Below are 18,765 nucleotides of genomic sequence, written 5' to 3'. Positions count from 1 at the left end.
TTATTTTGCACCGGCCTTTTGGGATTCTCCCTTCATGCAATCCACTTAATGCAACTCTACAAACAAGCTCCACTCTGAATATACAACAAACTATAAGGAGAATTCATTGTTTTGCACGTTGAATGAGAGAGCCGAAATCAGGAAGATTCTCTCATTTCATGCCTCTTATATTAAATTAATCAAAATCATATCTCTTGTACGTACAATCAGGGCTGGCGTGTGGGTAAAAACTGTACAAGAAAGGATTTAAAATGCTTCTTATGCAGAATCTCCAAGTACCAAGAACTATTACAATATTGGAGGTTGGCAAATATAACAATGGTACCGACTTCCTTCTTCATAAGCGTAAAAAGGGTGGTGATCCATGAATTTTATACTCTTTGACGCTCGACAGAGTAAAATGGGCTTAAGAGAAATAAGGGTACCTCTAGCAAGCGCGTAAACAAACAACACAATGAAATGTCTATGCTGAGTAAACACTATAGATTATCCATAAAGACCAAACATCCGTCTTTTATAAGATCGCATAACGAACATGTTGCGGAATGAGATATTTTGCATCTTACAGCTCATTTTTCCCAAATAGATCTTCTCGACAAAAAGAATATTTTTGTTAAGATGCCACTGAAAAACTTACCTTCATTATGTTCTTTCTATATATTAGACCAGAGGGTATCGTGAAGATCGTGCAATTGAGAATAAATAAAAATGAATTTACAACAAATTGAACCTGATATTTTTATCAGCGCCCAACTTAGCATAGAAAATATCAAAACATTGGCACAAGCTGGTTTTAAAACAATTATCTGTAACCGCCCCGATCACGAAGAGCTCCATCAACCTGACTTTTCTAGCATTAAAACGGTCGCAAATGAATATGGCATAAAAGCCTATCACATTCCCATTTCTCCTCCAACTATAGAAAAGTCAGCTGTTGAAGCCATGCAAACAATTTTAAAAACAGCCTCTCTGCCTCTTCTTGCCTATTGTCATCACGGATCACGCTCGCTGCATCTTTATCGTTTAGCGCGTCTTTAAACAGAGGGGTTGCACACTTCCGCCTCGCCTTAAAAGACGAAGATTCTTAAATATACATCGATCTATAAAAAAATAATCAGTCAATAATCTTTGTCTTGCACCTTTCCACTCAGGCTTCACATTTCATAAAACTCTATGAGCAAGCTTTGCTCCTCAATATACAACAAGCATGCACACCCGAAGCCATAAAAATGCATGAAAATTCATATGATGATCAAAGAAAATTATTTTCACCTCACTTTTTATCACTGCTCCACCTTCTTTTTCTCTTCCTTTACCAATACGAACTCATTCGTACGCCACAGACACCTAAAATGACAGTAAAACCACTAAGAAAACCCTATATTCCGAATAAAAGGCGTGCAGAGTATTTTATAAAAAAAGTCGTAAGCCATAATCTATGGTTAACTACAACATATTGATTTATAACAATTAATTATTTTGCACGTTGAATGATAAATCCTAATACCGTAAGATTCTCTCAAGCCTATTTATAGTGAAGCAATCAAAAGCGTGTTTCTTGCATGTCACAAGCAGGAAGTGTTCGTGTGAAATAAAACGAGTTAAGAAAAAACTCTCATAAGCGCTCTCAAATAGCCTAGACTGTACAACACTAAAGGCTTGTCAATATAACGGATGGTGTCGGATTGCTCTTTTATTAGGCATAAAGATGATAGCCCTCAACGAAGCTTTCAAGATACCATTCATGAATGTCATCATGAAAATGAATATGGGAAGCGTTGAAAGATATTTCTTTAAAAGAAGTGCATAAATTAGCAACACAAGGATATTCCAGCATTTTATTTTACCTGTAGGGCGTGATATCCTATTCAAAGAACAAGAACAACCTGAAACTGTTATTTTCATGATTTAAGAGATATTGCTCTGGACCCTTTTGAAAGTGGCAAACCCGAATGTAAAAAAGACTGTCATCTGGACTGATTTTCTCCTTTATAACTTCATATTTTTCACCAATAAGGCTGTAAACCGGTTTCAGAGATTACGCAAATGGATAATGCAATAGGGCTCTCCTCATCTAGTATACAAAAGCTGTAACAGCAGAGAGAGCATTAAAGCGCTTTAATCTTCGTCTCAAACATACTGCTCGCGTTGAGGAACACTAAAGCAAAAGTTTTATGAGAAAAACAATACGATACAGTCACGAATAGAGCGAACATAGATTGGAAAGATGTCCCAACTTTTATCCAATATTTCTATCAAAAAACAACAAAACATTATTGGCTTTGTGTTTTCATATCCTTACAAGACTGTCTTTCCTTTGCATTATAGGCGTTACATTTGTGAAAGACAAAGGAAATATATGGATAGTTTTTAACTTGAAAATCTGAAAGATTGACGTGTTACGACAACAAAATTGTGCCTTTATCCATCAAAAGCATTAGAAATTTTGAAACAATACACCTGCTTTCTCGCAATGATTTCTTTTTATCTGCAATCAATCGCAGTCTCCTTAATATGCATTCCCCATCACAATATACAAGAGAAAGGAGACTTAAAGCATTTTCCAGCAGCTTCATTCTCGTTTACGTGATTGGTCAGCACGAAAACTGCTGCTAACCACTGATCTTCTTCACAAGACTCGACAAACAAAACTTTTGTAAAAATATTCATTACATAATACAAAATATCACATGCGTAAGGTTACACGAACCAACTCTCATCATAAACGATGATACGGCATAAATGACATAATAAGCCAAATTAGAAAGAAGAAACAATAACCTTTTAAAATAAAAAAAGTCATCAATTAAATTTTATCAAACTATAAGCTTAAAATCGCAAGAAATTTTAAAAACAGCCTTTCTCCTTCTTCACGTCTATTATTGCTAAATAGGCTGGTTGCTTATTCTTTACTGCATCTTTTATGACGAGTTTTAACGGATCAGAAAGAAACAAGCAGTAAAGTTTTGAATGACAACAAAAACCATAACGTTAACTTTGAAAAAAATGATGCCAAAATCAGATCTTCAGATATTCGATTCTCCCTCTCAACAACGGAAAAAACATATATTCCACGATGTTTTGGAATATATCTTTGTGATTATAATCACTTTAAGTGCTATTTTTACAGCTCTTCTCTCTTTTTCAGATCAGTTTAGGACATATTTTTAAAAGTAAGCAGCCTATCCAACGTTGATAATGGTTGTACTGTCTTTAAAACTTCTTTTGCTTTTTTTTCATCACGATGCATTTGCACAATCAAAGGTTCAAGTCCATCAAATTTTTCTTGTCCTCGCAAAAACTGGAAAAAAGAAACGGTACAGCTTTCCCCATAAAGGTCGTCGTTAAAGTCAAACAAATAGGTTTCCAAAAGGGGCGCCCCATCCTTAACAACCGTTGGACGACAACCAAAGCTTGCAACACCATCATACAAAACACCGTTCGCACGACGCAAACGTACCGCATAAACACCATGAGCCAAACGAACTTGGGGAGGCAACATTTGATTAGCGGTAGGAAATCCCAAAAGACGTCCAAGTTTTTCACCTTGAATAATATTGGAGCGTATCCGATAGTGATACCCTAACAAATGGGCTGCTTTGTCCACTTCCCCTTGTGAGAGAAGTTGCCGAATAAAACTCGAGGAAATGATCAAAGATTGTGACTCTTGAGGACGAGCAACGCAAGAAACTTGCACAACCTCAAATCCATATTTCTCTCCTCTTTGGCAAAGAAGATGTACATTTCCACTTTTCTGATGACCAAATTGAAAATTTTCGCCTGTCACCACAACTGAAACATCAAAAACTTCCTTTAAAAACGACTTAATAAATTCGTCCGCTGAAAGAGCGGCAAACTGTGCATCAAAGGGCTGTTCAATCACGCCGTCAAAACCAAGGGTTTTAAAAATTTCAGCTTTTTCAGCTGCCTCTGTCAAACGATAGACAGGAGCTGAATGTTGAAAAAAACTTCTTGGATGGGGTTCAAAAGTTAAAACAACAGATGGTTTCTTTTTTATACGCGCGAAATCAAGTGCTTTTTGCAACACCACCTGATGCCCACAATGAACACCATCAAAATTTCCAAGTGCCAACACTGCTCCCCGCCAAGCCGAGGGAAACATATGAATTCCCTGAAGACGCAAAAAATTAGTCATTACTGAAGTGCCCACATGATTGCTTGTGGTTTATAACCATGATGTTCAAGAAAAGAATGCAAAGCTTGCTTATCAACCACACCCTTTTGCGTATAATCATAATGATGAATCCCCCCCATAATATAAAGGGCATCAAGACCAAAGTGAGCCGCCCCCTTAATATCCGTTAAAAGACCATCACCAATAGCTAAAACTTGACTTTTTTCTACTGTTCCCCGTATTTTTTGAAGTTTTTCAAAGGCACATTCATAAATAGGCGCGTGAGGTTTTCCAGCAATGCGCACTTCCCCCCCTAATTGTTGATAAAGACGAGCCAATGCACCAGCGCACCAAAATTCTTTATTTCCATAATGGACAATCACATCTGGGTTCGCACAAATAAAAGGTAAATTCCGCGACCGCATGCGACGAAACATCTCCTCATAAGCAGAGGGTTCTTCGTCAAAATCTTCAAGAAAACCGCTACAGACGACAACAGAAGCCTCCCATTCTTCAACAAATTCACACTCTAACCCTTCAAACAGCACCAAATCACGTTGTGAACCAATGAAAAAAACTTTACGTGGAGCAGTCTGAATGAGATCGCGCGTTACATCCCCTGAAGTGATAATGGCATCATAATAGTCGCTATGAACATTCATGCTTTGTAATTGAGCAGCAACATCTTCCCGTAGCCGAGGAGAATTAGTTAATAAAATGACAGTTTTTCCCATTTGTCGGATTTTATACAACGCCTTCAACGCTGGTTCAAATGCATGTACACCGTTATGCACAACACCCCACACATCACAAAAAACAGCATCATAATGCGCTATAATAGTCTCAATATGGGTAAGTTCATTCATGGAGCACCTATCTCTATTTGTCATTTAAAGCTGTCTTTTACTTCAAAACTACTTACCGAAAGATAATACTTGTGTCATCTGCTTTCTCAAACCATATCCCAACTTTTTATCGTCTATAGAGATCATAAGAAATGATAAAATAACTAAGTTATCATTAAGTTGTGCAAAATTCTAAAATGCTTGATAGCAAAAGCTTATCATTCCCCAATGCTATTTTTCTCATAAAAATTTTAATTCTAACAACAACGACGTTGATAGAGTTTTTTATCTAAAATACTCAAATTCTTCACTGAGAAAATAAACATATCCCCCTCTTAAAAACATGCATCATGAGAAAGCCCAATATATTTTCTCATTTCAAATCCGTTTATATTGAATCAATCAAAACCTATTGACTTACACATTATAAACGGAGAGCGTACAGATAAAAACACGTGAAGAAAGAAAAAATAGCTCTTAGGCTCCCTTTCAAAGGCAAAAACTGTCGTAATATTTTGAACTGGCAGAGAGTATGTGCCGTCCGAGCATCTTTTTTTCAGTAAAGATAGCAATATAGCTTTTATCCCATTCATAGAGGCTTTTACGCTATATACTTTACGAAGCACCATTGTAAAATAGGCGCTAACATTGAGAAATATCTTCTAAAACAAACATGTGAATATACAACAATAAGATCTATAATGTTTTGAGTTTATTTTGCATGAGGGCTCTTTACTCATAAAAGCTTTCCCCTATCATCATGATATCTCAGACGCATCAAAACAAGTCATTTTGATTATTGGTTAAGGACAGCACCGTAAGCGGTGACTTGAGCTTAAAAACCAAGATTTACCTTCGTAAAATGCATATCTGATGTCATGAGTTGAGTAAGCAAACCTTAAAACTTTGAAAGGCAAACAACCTCCTATTTTAAAAAATCTATCCGTCTCAAGAAAAACTATTTTTATTGCCAATCTCCTAAAATTACTTTATGAATCGAAAAATGTTTTGATCGCATACGCAACGATCAAAAGGGGTCTTGAAAACCCGAAACCCTAGCGTAAAAATAAACCCACTATGTGGGTATCCCGGAATTCCGGGAGATTTTGCTATGTCCAGGTGCTCCAAGCACTAAAAGCAAAATGCTGACTAGGGTTCAGTGTTTTCAAGCTCCCGGAATACCAATGCGAGGGCGCTCGCACTTGGAGGGGGAAAATGCAAGCTCAAAATCTTAATATTGATCTTTTTGTAGGCAAAAAAATTCGCTTTAGGCGAAAAGTGCTAAAAATGTCTCAAAAAACATTAGGACATCATTTAGGTGTCACTTTCCAACAAATCCAGAAATATGAAAAAGGCTTAAATCGCGTGAGCGCAGGACGTTTAAAGGAAATTTCCGATATTTTGAATGTTCCACTTGCCTTTTTTTACACTGATATCATCAAAAAAGACAACACCCCGTACCATTATGATGAAATCGCCTCGAGCAAAGAGGAATATTTGCTTTTAAAAAGTTTTAGAGTCCTCACATCTGTCAAGCAGAAAGCGATTTTAAACTTAATTTGTGATCAAAATTAAAACGCTTTAAAAGCATAGCTATAAAGTGCTACACACCCTATTCTTGTCTTTCTCCCCACACCCCAAAAGGATGCCCCCCTCCTCAAACCGGTTGATAAACGATCCGCCTTTTCAAAAATAGCTCCTTCTCAGCTTCCCATTTCATATGGTTCCTTTCACAAAATTATATAAACAAACCCTCCCTTGAATATTCATCACACTCTCTTATCAAAACACCCCATGTATAAAGTTTTATGTCTTATATCACCACACCCGCAAACAATAGCGTTTTACAGTACAACAGAATAAGTATTTATCTGTATTTAAAGAGTGGCCCCCTTTTCGCTATGGACGCTCTATTTATTTTAAATGATGTACATTTAATATACCTGCTATTAAAAACTTAGTATCTGTTATAAAGTCTTAAAGGCATATTTTCCCTCTAAAATCTCAATGCTACACCAACTCTATCATAAGGCAACACATTGATTTATAAAGATAATTTATTATTTTACATGTTGAATGAGAATCCAGAATATCGTAAGATTCTTTCATTTCAGACTTGTTCCATGTTGAATCAACCAAAACTATATCTCTTGCAGGTTACAAGTGGGAAGAGGCGTATGGATAAAAACTATTAAGTAAGAATTAAAAATGCCTCAAACGAACCGTCTCAATTACCAAGAGCTGTAAGCAACACCCACAAGCTGACAAACTGTGTGATGGTGCAAGGCTTACTCCGTTATGAAGTGTAAAGATGGAGGTGCTCAATGGATTTACCCTTATACCCTTTACGAACAGCGTCGCAAAATAGGTTTGGATACCTTGAGAGATATTTCTATAAGACAATGCTATCCAATTCTCTCATGATTATAATCCTCAATCTGATAAAGTTGAAACAAACAATAAGATTGCGAATATGATTTGGGGAGCTCATCTGAAAGATGAAAAATGATAAAAAAATTCCGCTATAACAATTGAAGAAGCGAGCATTCGTTGAGCCGTAACTTCTTTATTTTAGAATTTTTATATCACACTTTACTGTTGAGTAATATGTATTTATTAAAATACATGACCACGGTCTAGAGCATCAAGCTTTGGCGAGAAAAACATTTCAGTATCTGCTTGTAAGACATTTTGACAATTTTTAGATTCCTTAACAGCTTGTCCTGAAAGAAAACACTTCGTTCCCCATTCTTCTCTTAATTTTGCATCTTTTTTAAAATCTTCTACGCTATAGGTTTTTTCACACCCCAAGACGAATAATAGAGTCATGCATAATAAATAATTTTTTTCATTTTACTCCTCTTTAAATACCTTATCTGTTAATATCATCCCCCCAAATGAGGGTTGAATTTTCACACTGTATGAGAATACAGCCTCACTATCACTTGCTTGCTTTCAAAGTGAATACTCTGAGTAAAATAACGCAAGAAGAGCTCACAATAGCCATCGTATGAGTTTGTCATAAAATACAATGAGAAGGGAAAGAGCCTAAACTGAATACAAATGATGAAATCAGAAGACGCATTAATGCTTTTGTCCGACTGATTTCAAATAGTTACATTGCAATAGGCATCGCCCCTAACCCTATAGAAAGCCTATGAGCATTATAATACTTAAATCTCACGATCAATGGACTATGCAGCCATAACAAAAAAGTATGAGCTCTTTTTACCTATTTGTATGTTGATTATTGTTCCTCCATCGAGGCCTAAATAGAAACGTTTTGTGATATATAGAAAACAATCAGCAATGCAAATCATTTTACGAAGATTTCTTCGTGTAGAGTCTATTTGAAATCCATCCATCATTTGGAAGTCTGAATTTAAAAGCAGATAATTATGAAAGCTTTTCAAGGAATGCAACAGATTGATCACTTTTAAAGAAGTAAAAAACGTGATTTAATCCTGAAGACAAAATTCTGATGAAAAAACTTTTGCTATGAATTCTTTTAAGGCATTGTGAAAGATTTTATCCATTATATCAAACGTTACACCATTTTTGGGTCTGTTTATTTTTTACTTTTATCAACACCGCTCTAGAAATCCGTTTCTTGAGCGTTTTTTATCGCCTCACTTTCTCCTTCAAACACAAATACTCAAAAATGCTTTGCCACCAACAATGACATTTTCCTGCTTTTATAAAACACATAAGTAAAAATAGAGAAGCGATTTTGAAAGCAACCCTGCCTTGAAAAGGGAATTACCATCCATTTACTTCCTAAACGAAAATAATCTCACCGTTTATTCAAATTTGCTCTACGATTTGGTACAATTTTATTGATAAAGTTTTCTCTATAAAAATTTAAGTAAATATGTTCGTTAAAACCAATCATGGACTAGCAAAGGGGTTATAGGATCCATTATCTCGCCGCCATTTTAAAGGTTCAGTGAAATCACTCGACCAAAGACCAATCTTGTTGCCACGTGCTTTTTCTTCCGCATGATGATACTGGGCTGGAATAGGATTTTTCCCCTCTTTTGAGAGTACCAACATACCTTCTTTAAGACCTTCCTCAGCTAAATCAACCCCTTGAACAAAACATTGCGCATAATAAACACCATTGTGCATCAAAGCCTGTTTACAGGATAAATCCTGCCCAAGTGTTTTGGTGACAAGCCAAGCCGTTGTAACCGCACCACAGGGCCATTCTTGATCATTTAATCTTGCTTTTTGACGGGGTGCACATGTGTCAACACCATAAAGATGAATATCACGGGAGATATGTGAGCGCCAAGATTGTGCAGCAGGCGTCAGTAATTTAAATGTAACCCCACTTGTAACAGAAGCCTTACCATGAAAAACAACAGCATTATTTGCAACATCATTTAATGAAACACTCTTCTGCAAATCGAGAGCTGGTTCATTTTTTTCTAATTGCTGTTTGGTGATAGATCTACCCAACTTTTTTTCTTCTCGATAGAGATCGACAATATCTTGGATATCTTGCGTCTCAAATGTTTTAAGAATGCTGAAATCCATTTTATCTTTATATTGGCTTAATCCCCACACCGTAGCCCCCATAATGTAAATAATAACAATCAATTTAAATAGCATCTCTTAACACGCTCGCTCAAAAAATTCGTTTTTTTCCTATCATGTCAGATTATTGATCAGCAATCCCCTTGTTTTTAAAGAAAAAATCCAAATATAAGTGTTGCAGATTAACTACATTTTGTAAAGAATGATATTCTTTCTTTCATTATTTTAATATTGTTATTTTTACCAATATACACAACTTAAAATTGCCATTTTCATGTAACACAATCTCAATTTGAAAAGACTTCTGTCTCTTTACGAAGAAGAGCTTGAGAGTGAACAGATCCACGATCAAGGCTTTTAAAACAAACAAACGAGAAGAATTAAACTGTCATCAAATGACAGCACTTTCCAGTTTGTTAGAGGCAATGGAATGTCGACATATGAACAAATATTATTTGTTAAAGAGAGGTAAAATGACAGATAATAGATTCCAAAACATCATTTTTATCGTGACCATGCTGCTTTTTACGGCAGTTTTTGTATCTGATTTTTCTTATGCTGCTTCTTCTACTACTGGTGGAGGTGGTCTGGGAAATCTTGATGGTGTTTTAGGCAACATTGTCACAATGATGACGGGTCCAACGGCAAAGCTTATTGCTATTATATGTGTTGCTGCTGTGGGGATTGGCTGGATGTACGGCTTTATTGATTTACGCAAAGCAGCTTACTGTGTTCTGGGGATTGCTATTGTTTTTGGTGCCCCTGCTCTTGTCGGTAAATTAGCGGGCACAACATAAATGAACGAAGATACTCTTTTCCTTGCCTGTACGCGCCCAGCCATGTTTGCTGGTGTTACAATGGAAGCCATGGCGCTCAATGTCATGGCGACATCCATTCTTTTCATTTTGACCAGTGATTTTACCATGTTTGGTCTTGGGATTGGGATACACTTTATTTTGCGAGAAGTGACAAAGTACGATCACAACCAATTTCGCGTATTATTTGCATGGCTCAATACCCGAGGAAAACAAAAAAACCTCAACCGATGGGGAGGAGGTTCAACCTCCCCTTTACGCCTTATCCGCACTTATAAGGAACTAAGCTGAAGGAACGAAATTGGTGAAACAGATGTCAATAATGAAACGGGAAACTTTGCCTGAAGAATATATTCCCTATATACGCTACATCAACCAACATGTCGTTGCTTTAAATTCACGCTGTTTAATGGTTGTGATGGCTGTTGAGGGTATAAATTTCGACACCGCGGATATTGATCAATTAAATTCTTTACACAACCAATTAAACACCCTTTTAAAAAATATCGCAGATGAACGGCTTGCTTTATATTCTCACATCATCCGCCGCCGTGAAACGATATACCCAGAAGGTCATTTTCTTTCATCTTTTGCAACAACATTAGATGAAAAATATAAAAAGAAAATGGTTTCGCAAGAACTGTATAGAAATGATCTATTTATTTCACTGGTTTGGAATCCGGCCGCGGATAAAACAGAAAAGCTGGTTTCATTTTTTCAGCGCTTGAGCAAAGCGAAGAAAACACAATCTGAGCCCGATGAAGAAGCTATTCGTAAACTCGAAGAGTTAAGTCAAGATCTTATGCAAGGTTTGGAAGAGTATGAAGTCCGTCTACTATCAATCTATGAACATGAAGGACTTTTATTTGCCGAACAAAGTGAATTTCTCCACCAGCTAGTGGGGGGAAGACGTGAGCGTATTCCTCTCACATTTGGAACTATTGCTTCAACAATTTACTCGGATCGTGTTATTTTTGGGAAAGAAATTATCGAAATTCGCCATGAAAGCAATGAACGCTTTGTGGGCATGTTTGGATGGAAAGAGTATCCTTCTAAAACACGCCCAGGTATGACTGATGGTCTGCTTACGGTGCCATTTGAATTCATTTTAACACAATCCTTTGTCTTTAAAAGTAAGGCAGCCGCCAGTGCGATTATGAGCCGCAAACAAAATCAAATGATCAATGCAGCTGACCGTGCTAGCTCACAAATCGATGCACTGGATGAAGCGCTAGATGATTTAGAATCAAACCGTTTTGTTTTGGGAGAACACCACATTTCTTTAGCTGTTTTTGCTGATCATCCTAAAATATTGTCTGAAAACTTATCAAAAGCACGTTCCCATTTAACCAATGGAGGAGCCGTGATTGCCAGAGAAGATTTAGGATTGGAAGCAGCATGGTGGGCACAGCTTCCTGGAAACTTTAGCTATCGTGCGCGTTCAGGCGCCATTACCAGCAGAAATTTTGCCGCTTTATCGCCCTTCCATTCTTTCCCTGTTGGCAAACTGAACGATAATGTTTGGGGAGCTGCTGTCGCATTGCTAAAAACACAGGCTGGTTCACCTTACTATTTTAATTTTCATTATGGCGATCTTGGAAACACATTTGTTTGTGGTCCATCAGGATCTGGTAAAACAGTGATTGTTAATTTTCTTCTTGCACAATTACAAAAACACAATCCAACAATGGTTTTTTTTGATAAAGATCAAGGAGCAGAGATTTTTGTACGGGCTGGAGGAGGGAAATATAAACCTTTAAAAAATGGGCAGCCCACGGGTATTGCTCCCTTAAAGGGCATGGAATACACCGAAAAAAATAAAATCTTTCTTCGTAATTGGATCTTAAAGCTGGTGACCGCTGAAGGGCAAATCGTAACAGAAGAAGAGCGACAAGATATCGCCAAAGCCATTGATTCCTTGGAAAACTTACCCCCAACCCAGCGCTCTCTTGGTGCCCTTCAACTATTTTTTGACAACACATCCAAAGAAGGGATTGCCATACGGCTGCAACGCTGGATTAGAGGCAATGATTTAGGATGGGTTTTTGATAATGATCAAGATGATCTCAATTTAAATGCGCAGTTCATTGGCTATGACATGACCGATTTCTTAGATAATGAAGAAATTCGTCGCCCCTTAATGATGTATCTCTTTCACCGCATTCTTGATTTGATTGATGGGCGGCGCATCATTATCGTCGTTGATGAATTCTGGAAAGCTTTAGAAGATGATTCATTTAAAGCTTTTGCGCAAGATCGGCTAAAAACAATTCGTAAACAAAATGGCATGATGCTCTTTGCAACACAAAGCCCTAAAGATGCTTTGAACTCAACAATCGCGCACACAATCATTGAGCAATGCCCCACCCAAATATTTTTTCCAAATCAAAAAGCAAATTACAATGATTATGTCGAAGCTTTCAAACTTACTGAGCGTGAATTTGAACTGATACAGTCAGAGTTAAGCAGAGAATCCCGTCGTTTCCTCATCAAACAAGGACAAAGTTCCGTCGTTGCAGAACTTAACTTACGTGGAATGAATGATGAGATCGCCGTTTTAAGCGGCACAACAAAAAACATTGAACTCATGAATGAAATTATCAACGAATATGGAGCTGACCCTGACAAATGGCTGCCCATATTTTATCAAAGGAGAAAAAATCAATGAAAAAATATGGCTTAGTTACACTGTTATCTTTTTCTTTTATTTCTCATGCAATAGCGCAAACAACACCTGATGTGGATGAATATTATAAACAAGCACTCGAGAACACACAAAAATTAGATGCTGCAAAATCAGAAACAGCTGAAAACATTTATAAAAGCGCAACTGAAACTGCAAAAAAAATCAAAGACATAAGTCAACAACTTGAAAATATTAAATCAAAACCAGAAACAAAACCAGAAGAATTGCAAGCTCTTCGGCAAGATCTTCAAGTAAAGCTTTCTCTTCTTCAAGCCGGTCTTCAAGTAAGTTCTTTAAAACTTCAGTCTCTTGATATGATTCAAGCAAGAGATACGAAAACAAAAGATGAGCTACGTGAAGAAAAGGAACAAAAAAAGCATAAATATCTTGAGGCACAATTAAAAGAAAAAGAAAAGAAATTAAAAGAAAAACTTGAAAGTACAAGTACAAATGTCAGACTTTAGTTTTTCTCCCTTTGAAAGCGTTTCTGGGTATATTTTAAAACCCCTTGATAATGTGATGGACACGACGGTGAGTGGGCTGTCTTCTGCTATTTCAGCACCCTTAAATCTCGCCGCAATCATTTTTATCTTTCTTTATGGCTATAATGTTATGACAGGTCGCGTTGCGCTTTCCATGCATAGTCTTCTCAATAATGTTGTTAAAATCGTTGTTGTTACAACAATGGCAACAAATGCGGATACATTTAATACTTATGTCAAGGATATTTTCTTCAATGATTTATCCAATGCTATTGGGAATGCGCTTAACAGTAATCCTGCAAGCTCCAATGTTTTTGATTATATTTTGTTAAAGGCAAGTTCGCGTTATCAAGAAGTCTTATACAATGCTTGGTTTTTTGAAAAGATCATTGTGGGTCTTCTTGGTTCTATCATGCTTCTCGCGGTTATTCTTTTTTGTATAGGTGGTTTTATTGTGCAAATGTTTGCACAAGTTGCACTCGTCATGATTATAGGTCTTGGGCCTCTATTCATTAGTTTGTATTTGTTCAATGCAACGCGAAAATACTCCGATGCATGGATTACAACTTTGATCAATTTTACCATTTTACAAGTTCTCGTAATCATGCTTGGAACCATTATATGTCAAGTTATCCTACAGGTTCTCAAAGTTTCATATGAATCAATTTATGTTCTTTTTCCCCCTGTCATCGTCATTTCGATCATAGGAGTTATTATCTTCCGTGCGCTTCCTGGTATTGCAACAGCGCTGGCCTCTGGCGGACCATACTTTAACGCTGGTGTCTCTTCAGGAGGACAGATTTTTACAATGCTTTCCAATGGTGCAAGAGCGAGTGGCAATGCAGTAAAAAGTGCCACTTCACAAATCTCAGGAGCTGCCGGTAACGCTGTTAGAAGTGCGGCAGGGGCGGCAGCAAAAGCAGGTAAATCCGGAGGCGGTCGTGGTCGATTTTAAGATAAAGCACCTTTTTAAAAGAATAAGCATTTTTGTTTTTGCCTTGTGTGCGCCCTTTGGCGCACACGCCATGATCCTGTTTCAGATAAGATCTAACATCTTGGGTCTAACAACAAAACCAATCAAAATCTTGCATCACATAAACTTGTAAAAATGTTCAGAACAAAGGCTCTCATGCATTGTATTCCAAGATATTTGTGAGTTCAAAAAATGAAACGAAAAATAACTTTTGTTATGGTCCTAACAATCGCTCTTACTGGTTGTGCCTCTTTGAGTGGCCCTAAAAAACCACCACGCTGTAATGGCAAACATACACGCGCTTTAAATAAAGATAAGTGGAATTGGGACAATAAAAACATTGTCTACCCAGAAAAGAGCGTAAAGCCTGTTACCACTCCCATCATTCTCAATACTTTGGAAAGTGAAAAAGTAACAGCCAATTCAGCTTTATTAAAGCCGGTTATTCATGAAGCACGATCTGATAAAACTGTGGAGGTTATGCGTGAAAAGTGATGCCCTTGAAGAATATATAAAAGAAGCGCGCTCATTTGACATTGATCGCATGCATAGCATGCGTGTGCGGATGAAAATCTCCATGGCTTTAACAGTGCTTTTTGGATTGATGACAATTGCGCTGGCTTTAGCTGTCGCAGCTTTGACGCCTTTGAAAACAGTAGAGCCTTTTGTTATCCGCGTTGATAACTCAACAGGCATTATTGATACTATAAGCGCCCTAAAAGAATCCCCTAACGACTATGATGAAGCGATAACGCGTTATTTTGCCAGCCAATACGTTCGCGCTCGTGAAGGTTTTCAAGCATCAGAAGCAGAAAACAATTTTCGCTTAGTCTCTCTTTTATCTTCTCCAAAAGAACAAAACCGTTTTGCAAAATGGTACGCGGGCAATAATCCAGAAAGTCCGCAAAATATTTATCATAACATGATTGCTACGATCACAATCAAATCAATCTCTTTTATAAGTAAAGATCTTATCCAAGTTCGTTACTATAAAACGATCAGAGACTTGAATGAAAAAGAAAATATTTCCCATTGGATTTCAATCTTAAATTTTTCCTACGTGAACGCACACATTTCAACGTCTGATCGTCTTATCAACCCTCTTGGTTTTCAAGTATCGGAATATAGATCTGATCCAGAGGTGATAAAATGATCAGACTTTTACAAACAATCTCTTTAATTTTTACGATCACTGTCAGCTTTCACACAGCTCTCTCACTTGCGGAAACAGCGCCTGTCAGTGCACGTAAAGATAACCGCATCAGATTTGTCAATTATGACCCCTACAACGTCGTACAAATCATTGGCTCCATTCGCTCTTCAGTTCAACTAGAATTTGCCGTTGATGAAGAAGTAACCTATGTAGGAATTGGAAATTCGGTTGCTTGGCAAGTTGCACCGGCTGGACACTTTGTTTTTCTCAAACCACGTGAAGTTCAGCCTGTGACAAATTTACAAATTGTCACAAGCCGCCAAGATGGAACACAACGCTCTTATCAATTCGAGCTACAAGTCCGTGAAGGCGATGTTTCAGCCGGCAATGAGACGTATTTCTTGGTAAAGTTTCGTTATCCAGAAGATGAAGCCTTACGTAAGAAATTAGCCGAAGCAGAAAAAGAAAAACAACGTGAAGAAAACTTTGTCAATGATATTTTAAATATCCATGAAGATTTTGGACCACGCAATTGGGCTTATGAAGCTCAAGGCTCATCTCTTATTGAACCTGCTTCTGTCTATGATAATGGGAAAACAACAACCTTTACCTTTTTAGGCAACATTGAAATCCCTGCCATTTACATTGTATCGCCTGATGGGCAAGAAGCGCTTATTCCCAAATCGATTAAAGGCAACAAGGTTATTGTTCATGCAACAGCTGCACAATTCACGCTACGACGTGGGAATGAAGTATTGTGCATCTTTAACAAAAGGTTCGTACCAAAAGGAATTAATCCTGAAACAGGTACGACATCACCATCTGTACAACGTAAAGTGAACCTAGGAAGCAGCCATGAATAACACCGTGGATGAAAAAAGCATTAATGATCGCGATACAATAAAAAATGCTCAAGGGAAAAGTCAACAAAACAATGTGGGGAAAGCTATTGCTCTTATTATTCTTTTCAGTGTCTGTCTTTATTTAGCCTATTCAACACTTGTTACAGACAAAAAGCAACCAATTGAATCTTCAAAAGAAGGAAAAGTTATAAAACAAACAGAGCTTTTTCATCCTGCAAAGCCTACCCCTCCCCCCTTTGAACAGCCTCAACGAAATAACGCTCTATTACCAAAAGTCGAGCTACCAACACCAAACATCAATCAATTAAATTCTGATGACTCACTGCTGGAGGCAGCACAACGTGCTCCTGTATTAGCTTATGCAAGTACACAACAAGGCAAAATAGATTCACAAACAAATAATGGTGCTTTGCCTCACCAACTTGAAAGCAAACCTGATGAAACGACACAACGTTTTAATCATCTTCTCAAACCCACAGTGCTTGAAGGTATTCGTGCTTCAACCCTTGGCAATCGAAACTACATCATCGCGATGGGAACTTCTATTCCTTGTATTTTAGAAACAGCCATCAACAGTGATCAACAAGGTTTTGCCAGTTGTATCATCTCCAGAGATATCTTATCAGACAATGGTCGTGTTGTGCTTCTTGATAAAGGCACCCAAATTGTTGGTGAATATCGCGCCGGATTGAAAAAAGGCCAAACACGTCTCTTTGTACTATGGAATAGAGCAAAAACCCCCAATGGTATCATTATATCTTTAGCTTCACCGGCAACGGATGCTTTAGGGCGTTCTGGTATGGATGGAGATATTGATAACCATTGGCTCGAGAGGATTGGGTCTGCGCTTCTTGTCTCACTAATAAAAGATGCAACACACTATGCCAATAAACGTTTATCAAAAAAACAGGAAAAAGAAGAAACTGAAACAATCTCTTCAGGACAAAACATCGCAAACATTCTCGTAGAAAATTACGCCAATATTCCTCCAACATTATCCAAAAACCAAGGGGAAATGGTGAATATCTTTGTTGCCCGCGATTTAGATTTTTCCAGCGTTTATAAATTGAAAGTCATCGAAAACAAAAAACAGATTATCAATCGAGCTGTTTCAAGAAACTTTTACAAAAATTCGGCGGTAACTTTAGAATGAACTCAAACTTACATACCATGAGCGATGAAACCGTTGCGATTGTTCTCACAAAACTTGAACCCATCAGTGCTTTTTTGAAAGATGATAGACTCTTTGAAATTGTTATCAATCGTCCCTATCAAGTCATGACTGAAGGATTTGATGGATGGAAAACAATAGAAGCACCGGGGCTCTCTTTTAATGAGCTTATGGGGATTGCGAAAGTTGTCGCCTCCTATTCCAAGCAAAACATATCGGACAAAAACCCAATATTATCTGCAACGCTACCAGGCAATGAGCGCATTCAAATTGTCATTCCGCCGGCTGTCGAAAAAGACACGATTAGTATGACAATTCGTAAACCATCATCGCAGAGTTTTTCTCTCGAAGAACTCGCCAAGAAAGGCCTCTTCTCGCTCTGTGAACAGGTCTCTTTCACACCTTTGAATGACTATCATTCTCGTTTTAATGAACTCAAAATCATCGAGCATAAATTAGCCAATGCCTACTGTAATAAAGACTTTGTCTCTTTTTTAAATCAAGCTGTAGAATGCCAGAAAAATATTTTAATTGCGGGAAAAACCGGTTCGGGTAAAACAACATTATCAAAAGCATTAATCGCCAAAATCCCTCAAGAAGAGCGTATTATCACCATTGAAGACACGCAAGAATTGGTGATACCACACCCTAACCATGTCTCAATGTTCTATTCAAAAGATGGACAAGGCTTAGCCTCCGTTGGGCCCAAAGAGTTACTTGAATCATCTTTACGGATGCGTCCTGATCGTATTCTTTTGCAAGAACTTCGAGATGGTACAGCCTTTTATTATATCCGCAATGTCAATTCAGGCCATCCAGGTTCCATTACGACGGTTCACGCATCAACAGCACTTGCAGCCTTTGAGCAGATGACCCTTTTGGTCAAAGAAAGTGAAGGCGGTGGTGATTTAGAGCGTGATGATATTCGAGGCCTGTTGATTTCAATGATTGATATCATCATCCAATGCAAACGGATTGAAGGAAAATTTAAGGTCACAGAAATTTATTACGATCCCTTCAAACAACGAAACATCTTTGGAGGTGACTAAAAGAAGATCACACCGGCTGCCAAAGGCTCTTTTAAAGCAACAATTGCAAATAAG

The 18,765-nt window shown here is 37.6% G+C and carries 16 protein-coding genes; 12 read left to right on the top strand and 4 right to left on the bottom strand.

Going from position 1 to position 18,765, the window contains the following annotated elements; translation table 11 throughout:
- Positions 1–708 precede the first annotated feature (708 nt).
- The gene (locus tag ACFINW_RS06705; RefSeq protein WP_375610590.1) at positions 709–1,038 is read left to right on the top strand and encodes a TIGR01244 family sulfur transferase; all 330 of its coding nucleotides are present in this window, start codon (positions 709–711) and stop codon (positions 1,036–1,038) included.
- A 2,116-nt stretch (positions 1,039–3,154) separates the two neighbouring features.
- Here the strand turns inward: ACFINW_RS06705 and ACFINW_RS06700 are convergent.
- Both ACFINW_RS06700 and ACFINW_RS06695 read right to left on the bottom strand, forming a co-directional pair.
- A complete protein-coding gene (locus tag ACFINW_RS06700) occupies positions 3,155–4,156 on the bottom strand; it encodes a bifunctional riboflavin kinase/FAD synthetase (protein WP_375640963.1) in 1,002 nt (333 codons plus the stop codon).
- On the bottom strand, positions 4,156–5,001 hold the full coding sequence (locus tag ACFINW_RS06695; protein WP_375612197.1) for a TIGR01459 family HAD-type hydrolase: 846 nt from the start codon (positions 4,999–5,001) through the stop codon (positions 4,156–4,158). The genes ACFINW_RS06700 and ACFINW_RS06695 overlap by 1 nt, the downstream gene beginning before the upstream one ends.
- Before the next feature lie 1,194 nt (positions 5,002–6,195).
- Between ACFINW_RS06695 and ACFINW_RS06690 the strand changes: the two genes are divergently transcribed.
- Positions 6,196–6,555: a helix-turn-helix domain-containing protein gene (locus tag ACFINW_RS06690; RefSeq protein ID WP_375613566.1), complete on the top strand. Its 360-nt coding sequence runs from the start codon at positions 6,196–6,198 to the stop codon at positions 6,553–6,555.
- A 1,041-nt stretch (positions 6,556–7,596) separates the two neighbouring features.
- Here the strand turns inward: ACFINW_RS06690 and ACFINW_RS06685 are convergent.
- Positions 7,597–7,809: an EexN family lipoprotein gene (locus ACFINW_RS06685; protein WP_375640964.1), complete on the bottom strand. Its 213-nt coding sequence runs from the start codon at positions 7,807–7,809 to the stop codon at positions 7,597–7,599.
- Positions 7,810–8,868: 1,059 nt separating this feature from the next.
- Positions 8,869–9,594: a hypothetical protein gene (locus ACFINW_RS06680; RefSeq protein WP_375638527.1), complete on the bottom strand. Its 726-nt coding sequence runs from the start codon at positions 9,592–9,594 to the stop codon at positions 8,869–8,871.
- Between the two features lie 398 nt (positions 9,595–9,992).
- On the opposite strand from ACFINW_RS06680, the gene ACFINW_RS06675 reads away from it, so the two are divergent.
- The 10 genes from ACFINW_RS06675 (at position 9,993) to virB11 (ending at position 18,711) form a co-directional block, all read left to right on the top strand.
- Positions 9,993–10,316: a TrbC/VirB2 family protein gene (locus tag ACFINW_RS06675; RefSeq protein ID WP_375613587.1), complete on the top strand. Its 324-nt coding sequence runs from the start codon at positions 9,993–9,995 to the stop codon at positions 10,314–10,316.
- Complete coding sequence (locus ACFINW_RS06670; protein WP_273723684.1) at positions 10,317–10,625, top strand: type IV secretion system protein VirB3; 309 nt, start codon at positions 10,317–10,319, stop codon at positions 10,623–10,625.
- A gap of 22 nt (positions 10,626–10,647) precedes the next feature.
- Positions 10,648–13,002: a VirB4 family type IV secretion/conjugal transfer ATPase gene (locus ACFINW_RS06665; RefSeq protein ID WP_375673973.1), complete on the top strand. Its 2,355-nt coding sequence runs from the start codon at positions 10,648–10,650 to the stop codon at positions 13,000–13,002.
- The gene (locus ACFINW_RS06660; protein WP_375621534.1) at positions 12,999–13,484 is read left to right on the top strand and encodes a type IV secretion system protein VirB5; all 486 of its coding nucleotides are present in this window, start codon (positions 12,999–13,001) and stop codon (positions 13,482–13,484) included. The genes ACFINW_RS06665 and ACFINW_RS06660 overlap by 4 nt, the downstream gene beginning before the upstream one ends.
- Positions 13,471–14,457: a type IV secretion system protein gene (locus ACFINW_RS06655; RefSeq protein ID WP_375610597.1), complete on the top strand. Its 987-nt coding sequence runs from the start codon at positions 13,471–13,473 to the stop codon at positions 14,455–14,457. The genes ACFINW_RS06660 and ACFINW_RS06655 overlap by 14 nt, the downstream gene beginning before the upstream one ends.
- Before the next feature lie 210 nt (positions 14,458–14,667).
- Positions 14,668–14,970 carry a type IV secretion system protein VirB7 gene (locus ACFINW_RS06650; protein WP_375610598.1) on the top strand — a complete coding sequence of 101 codons (303 nt, stop codon included), beginning with the start codon at positions 14,668–14,670 and terminating at the stop codon, positions 14,968–14,970.
- Positions 14,924–15,628, top strand: a complete 705-nt coding sequence (locus ACFINW_RS06645) for a virB8 family protein (protein ID WP_375621533.1) — start codon at positions 14,924–14,926, stop codon at positions 15,626–15,628. Before ACFINW_RS06650 ends, ACFINW_RS06645 begins: the two co-directional genes overlap by 47 nt.
- Complete coding sequence (gene virB9 / locus ACFINW_RS06640) at positions 15,625–16,491, top strand: P-type conjugative transfer protein VirB9 (protein WP_375612192.1); 867 nt, start codon at positions 15,625–15,627, stop codon at positions 16,489–16,491. The genes ACFINW_RS06645 and virB9 overlap by 4 nt, the downstream gene beginning before the upstream one ends.
- Positions 16,484–17,644 (top strand): type IV secretion system protein VirB10, encoded by a 1,161-nt coding sequence (virB10, locus tag ACFINW_RS06635; RefSeq protein WP_375612191.1) that lies wholly within the window; start codon positions 16,484–16,486, stop codon positions 17,642–17,644. Before virB9 ends, virB10 begins: the two co-directional genes overlap by 8 nt.
- Positions 17,641–18,711, top strand: coding sequence for a P-type DNA transfer ATPase VirB11 (gene virB11, locus ACFINW_RS06630; RefSeq protein ID WP_375610602.1), 1,071 nt, complete (start codon positions 17,641–17,643; stop codon positions 18,709–18,711). The genes virB10 and virB11 overlap by 4 nt, the downstream gene beginning before the upstream one ends.
- Positions 18,712–18,765: the final 54 nt, after the last annotated feature.

Source organism: Bartonella sp. AA18HLJMS (assembly GCF_042197245.1).
Lineage (GTDB): Bacteria > Pseudomonadota > Alphaproteobacteria > Rhizobiales > Rhizobiaceae > Bartonella.
This window is presented reverse-complemented; position numbering and strand designations above follow the sequence as displayed.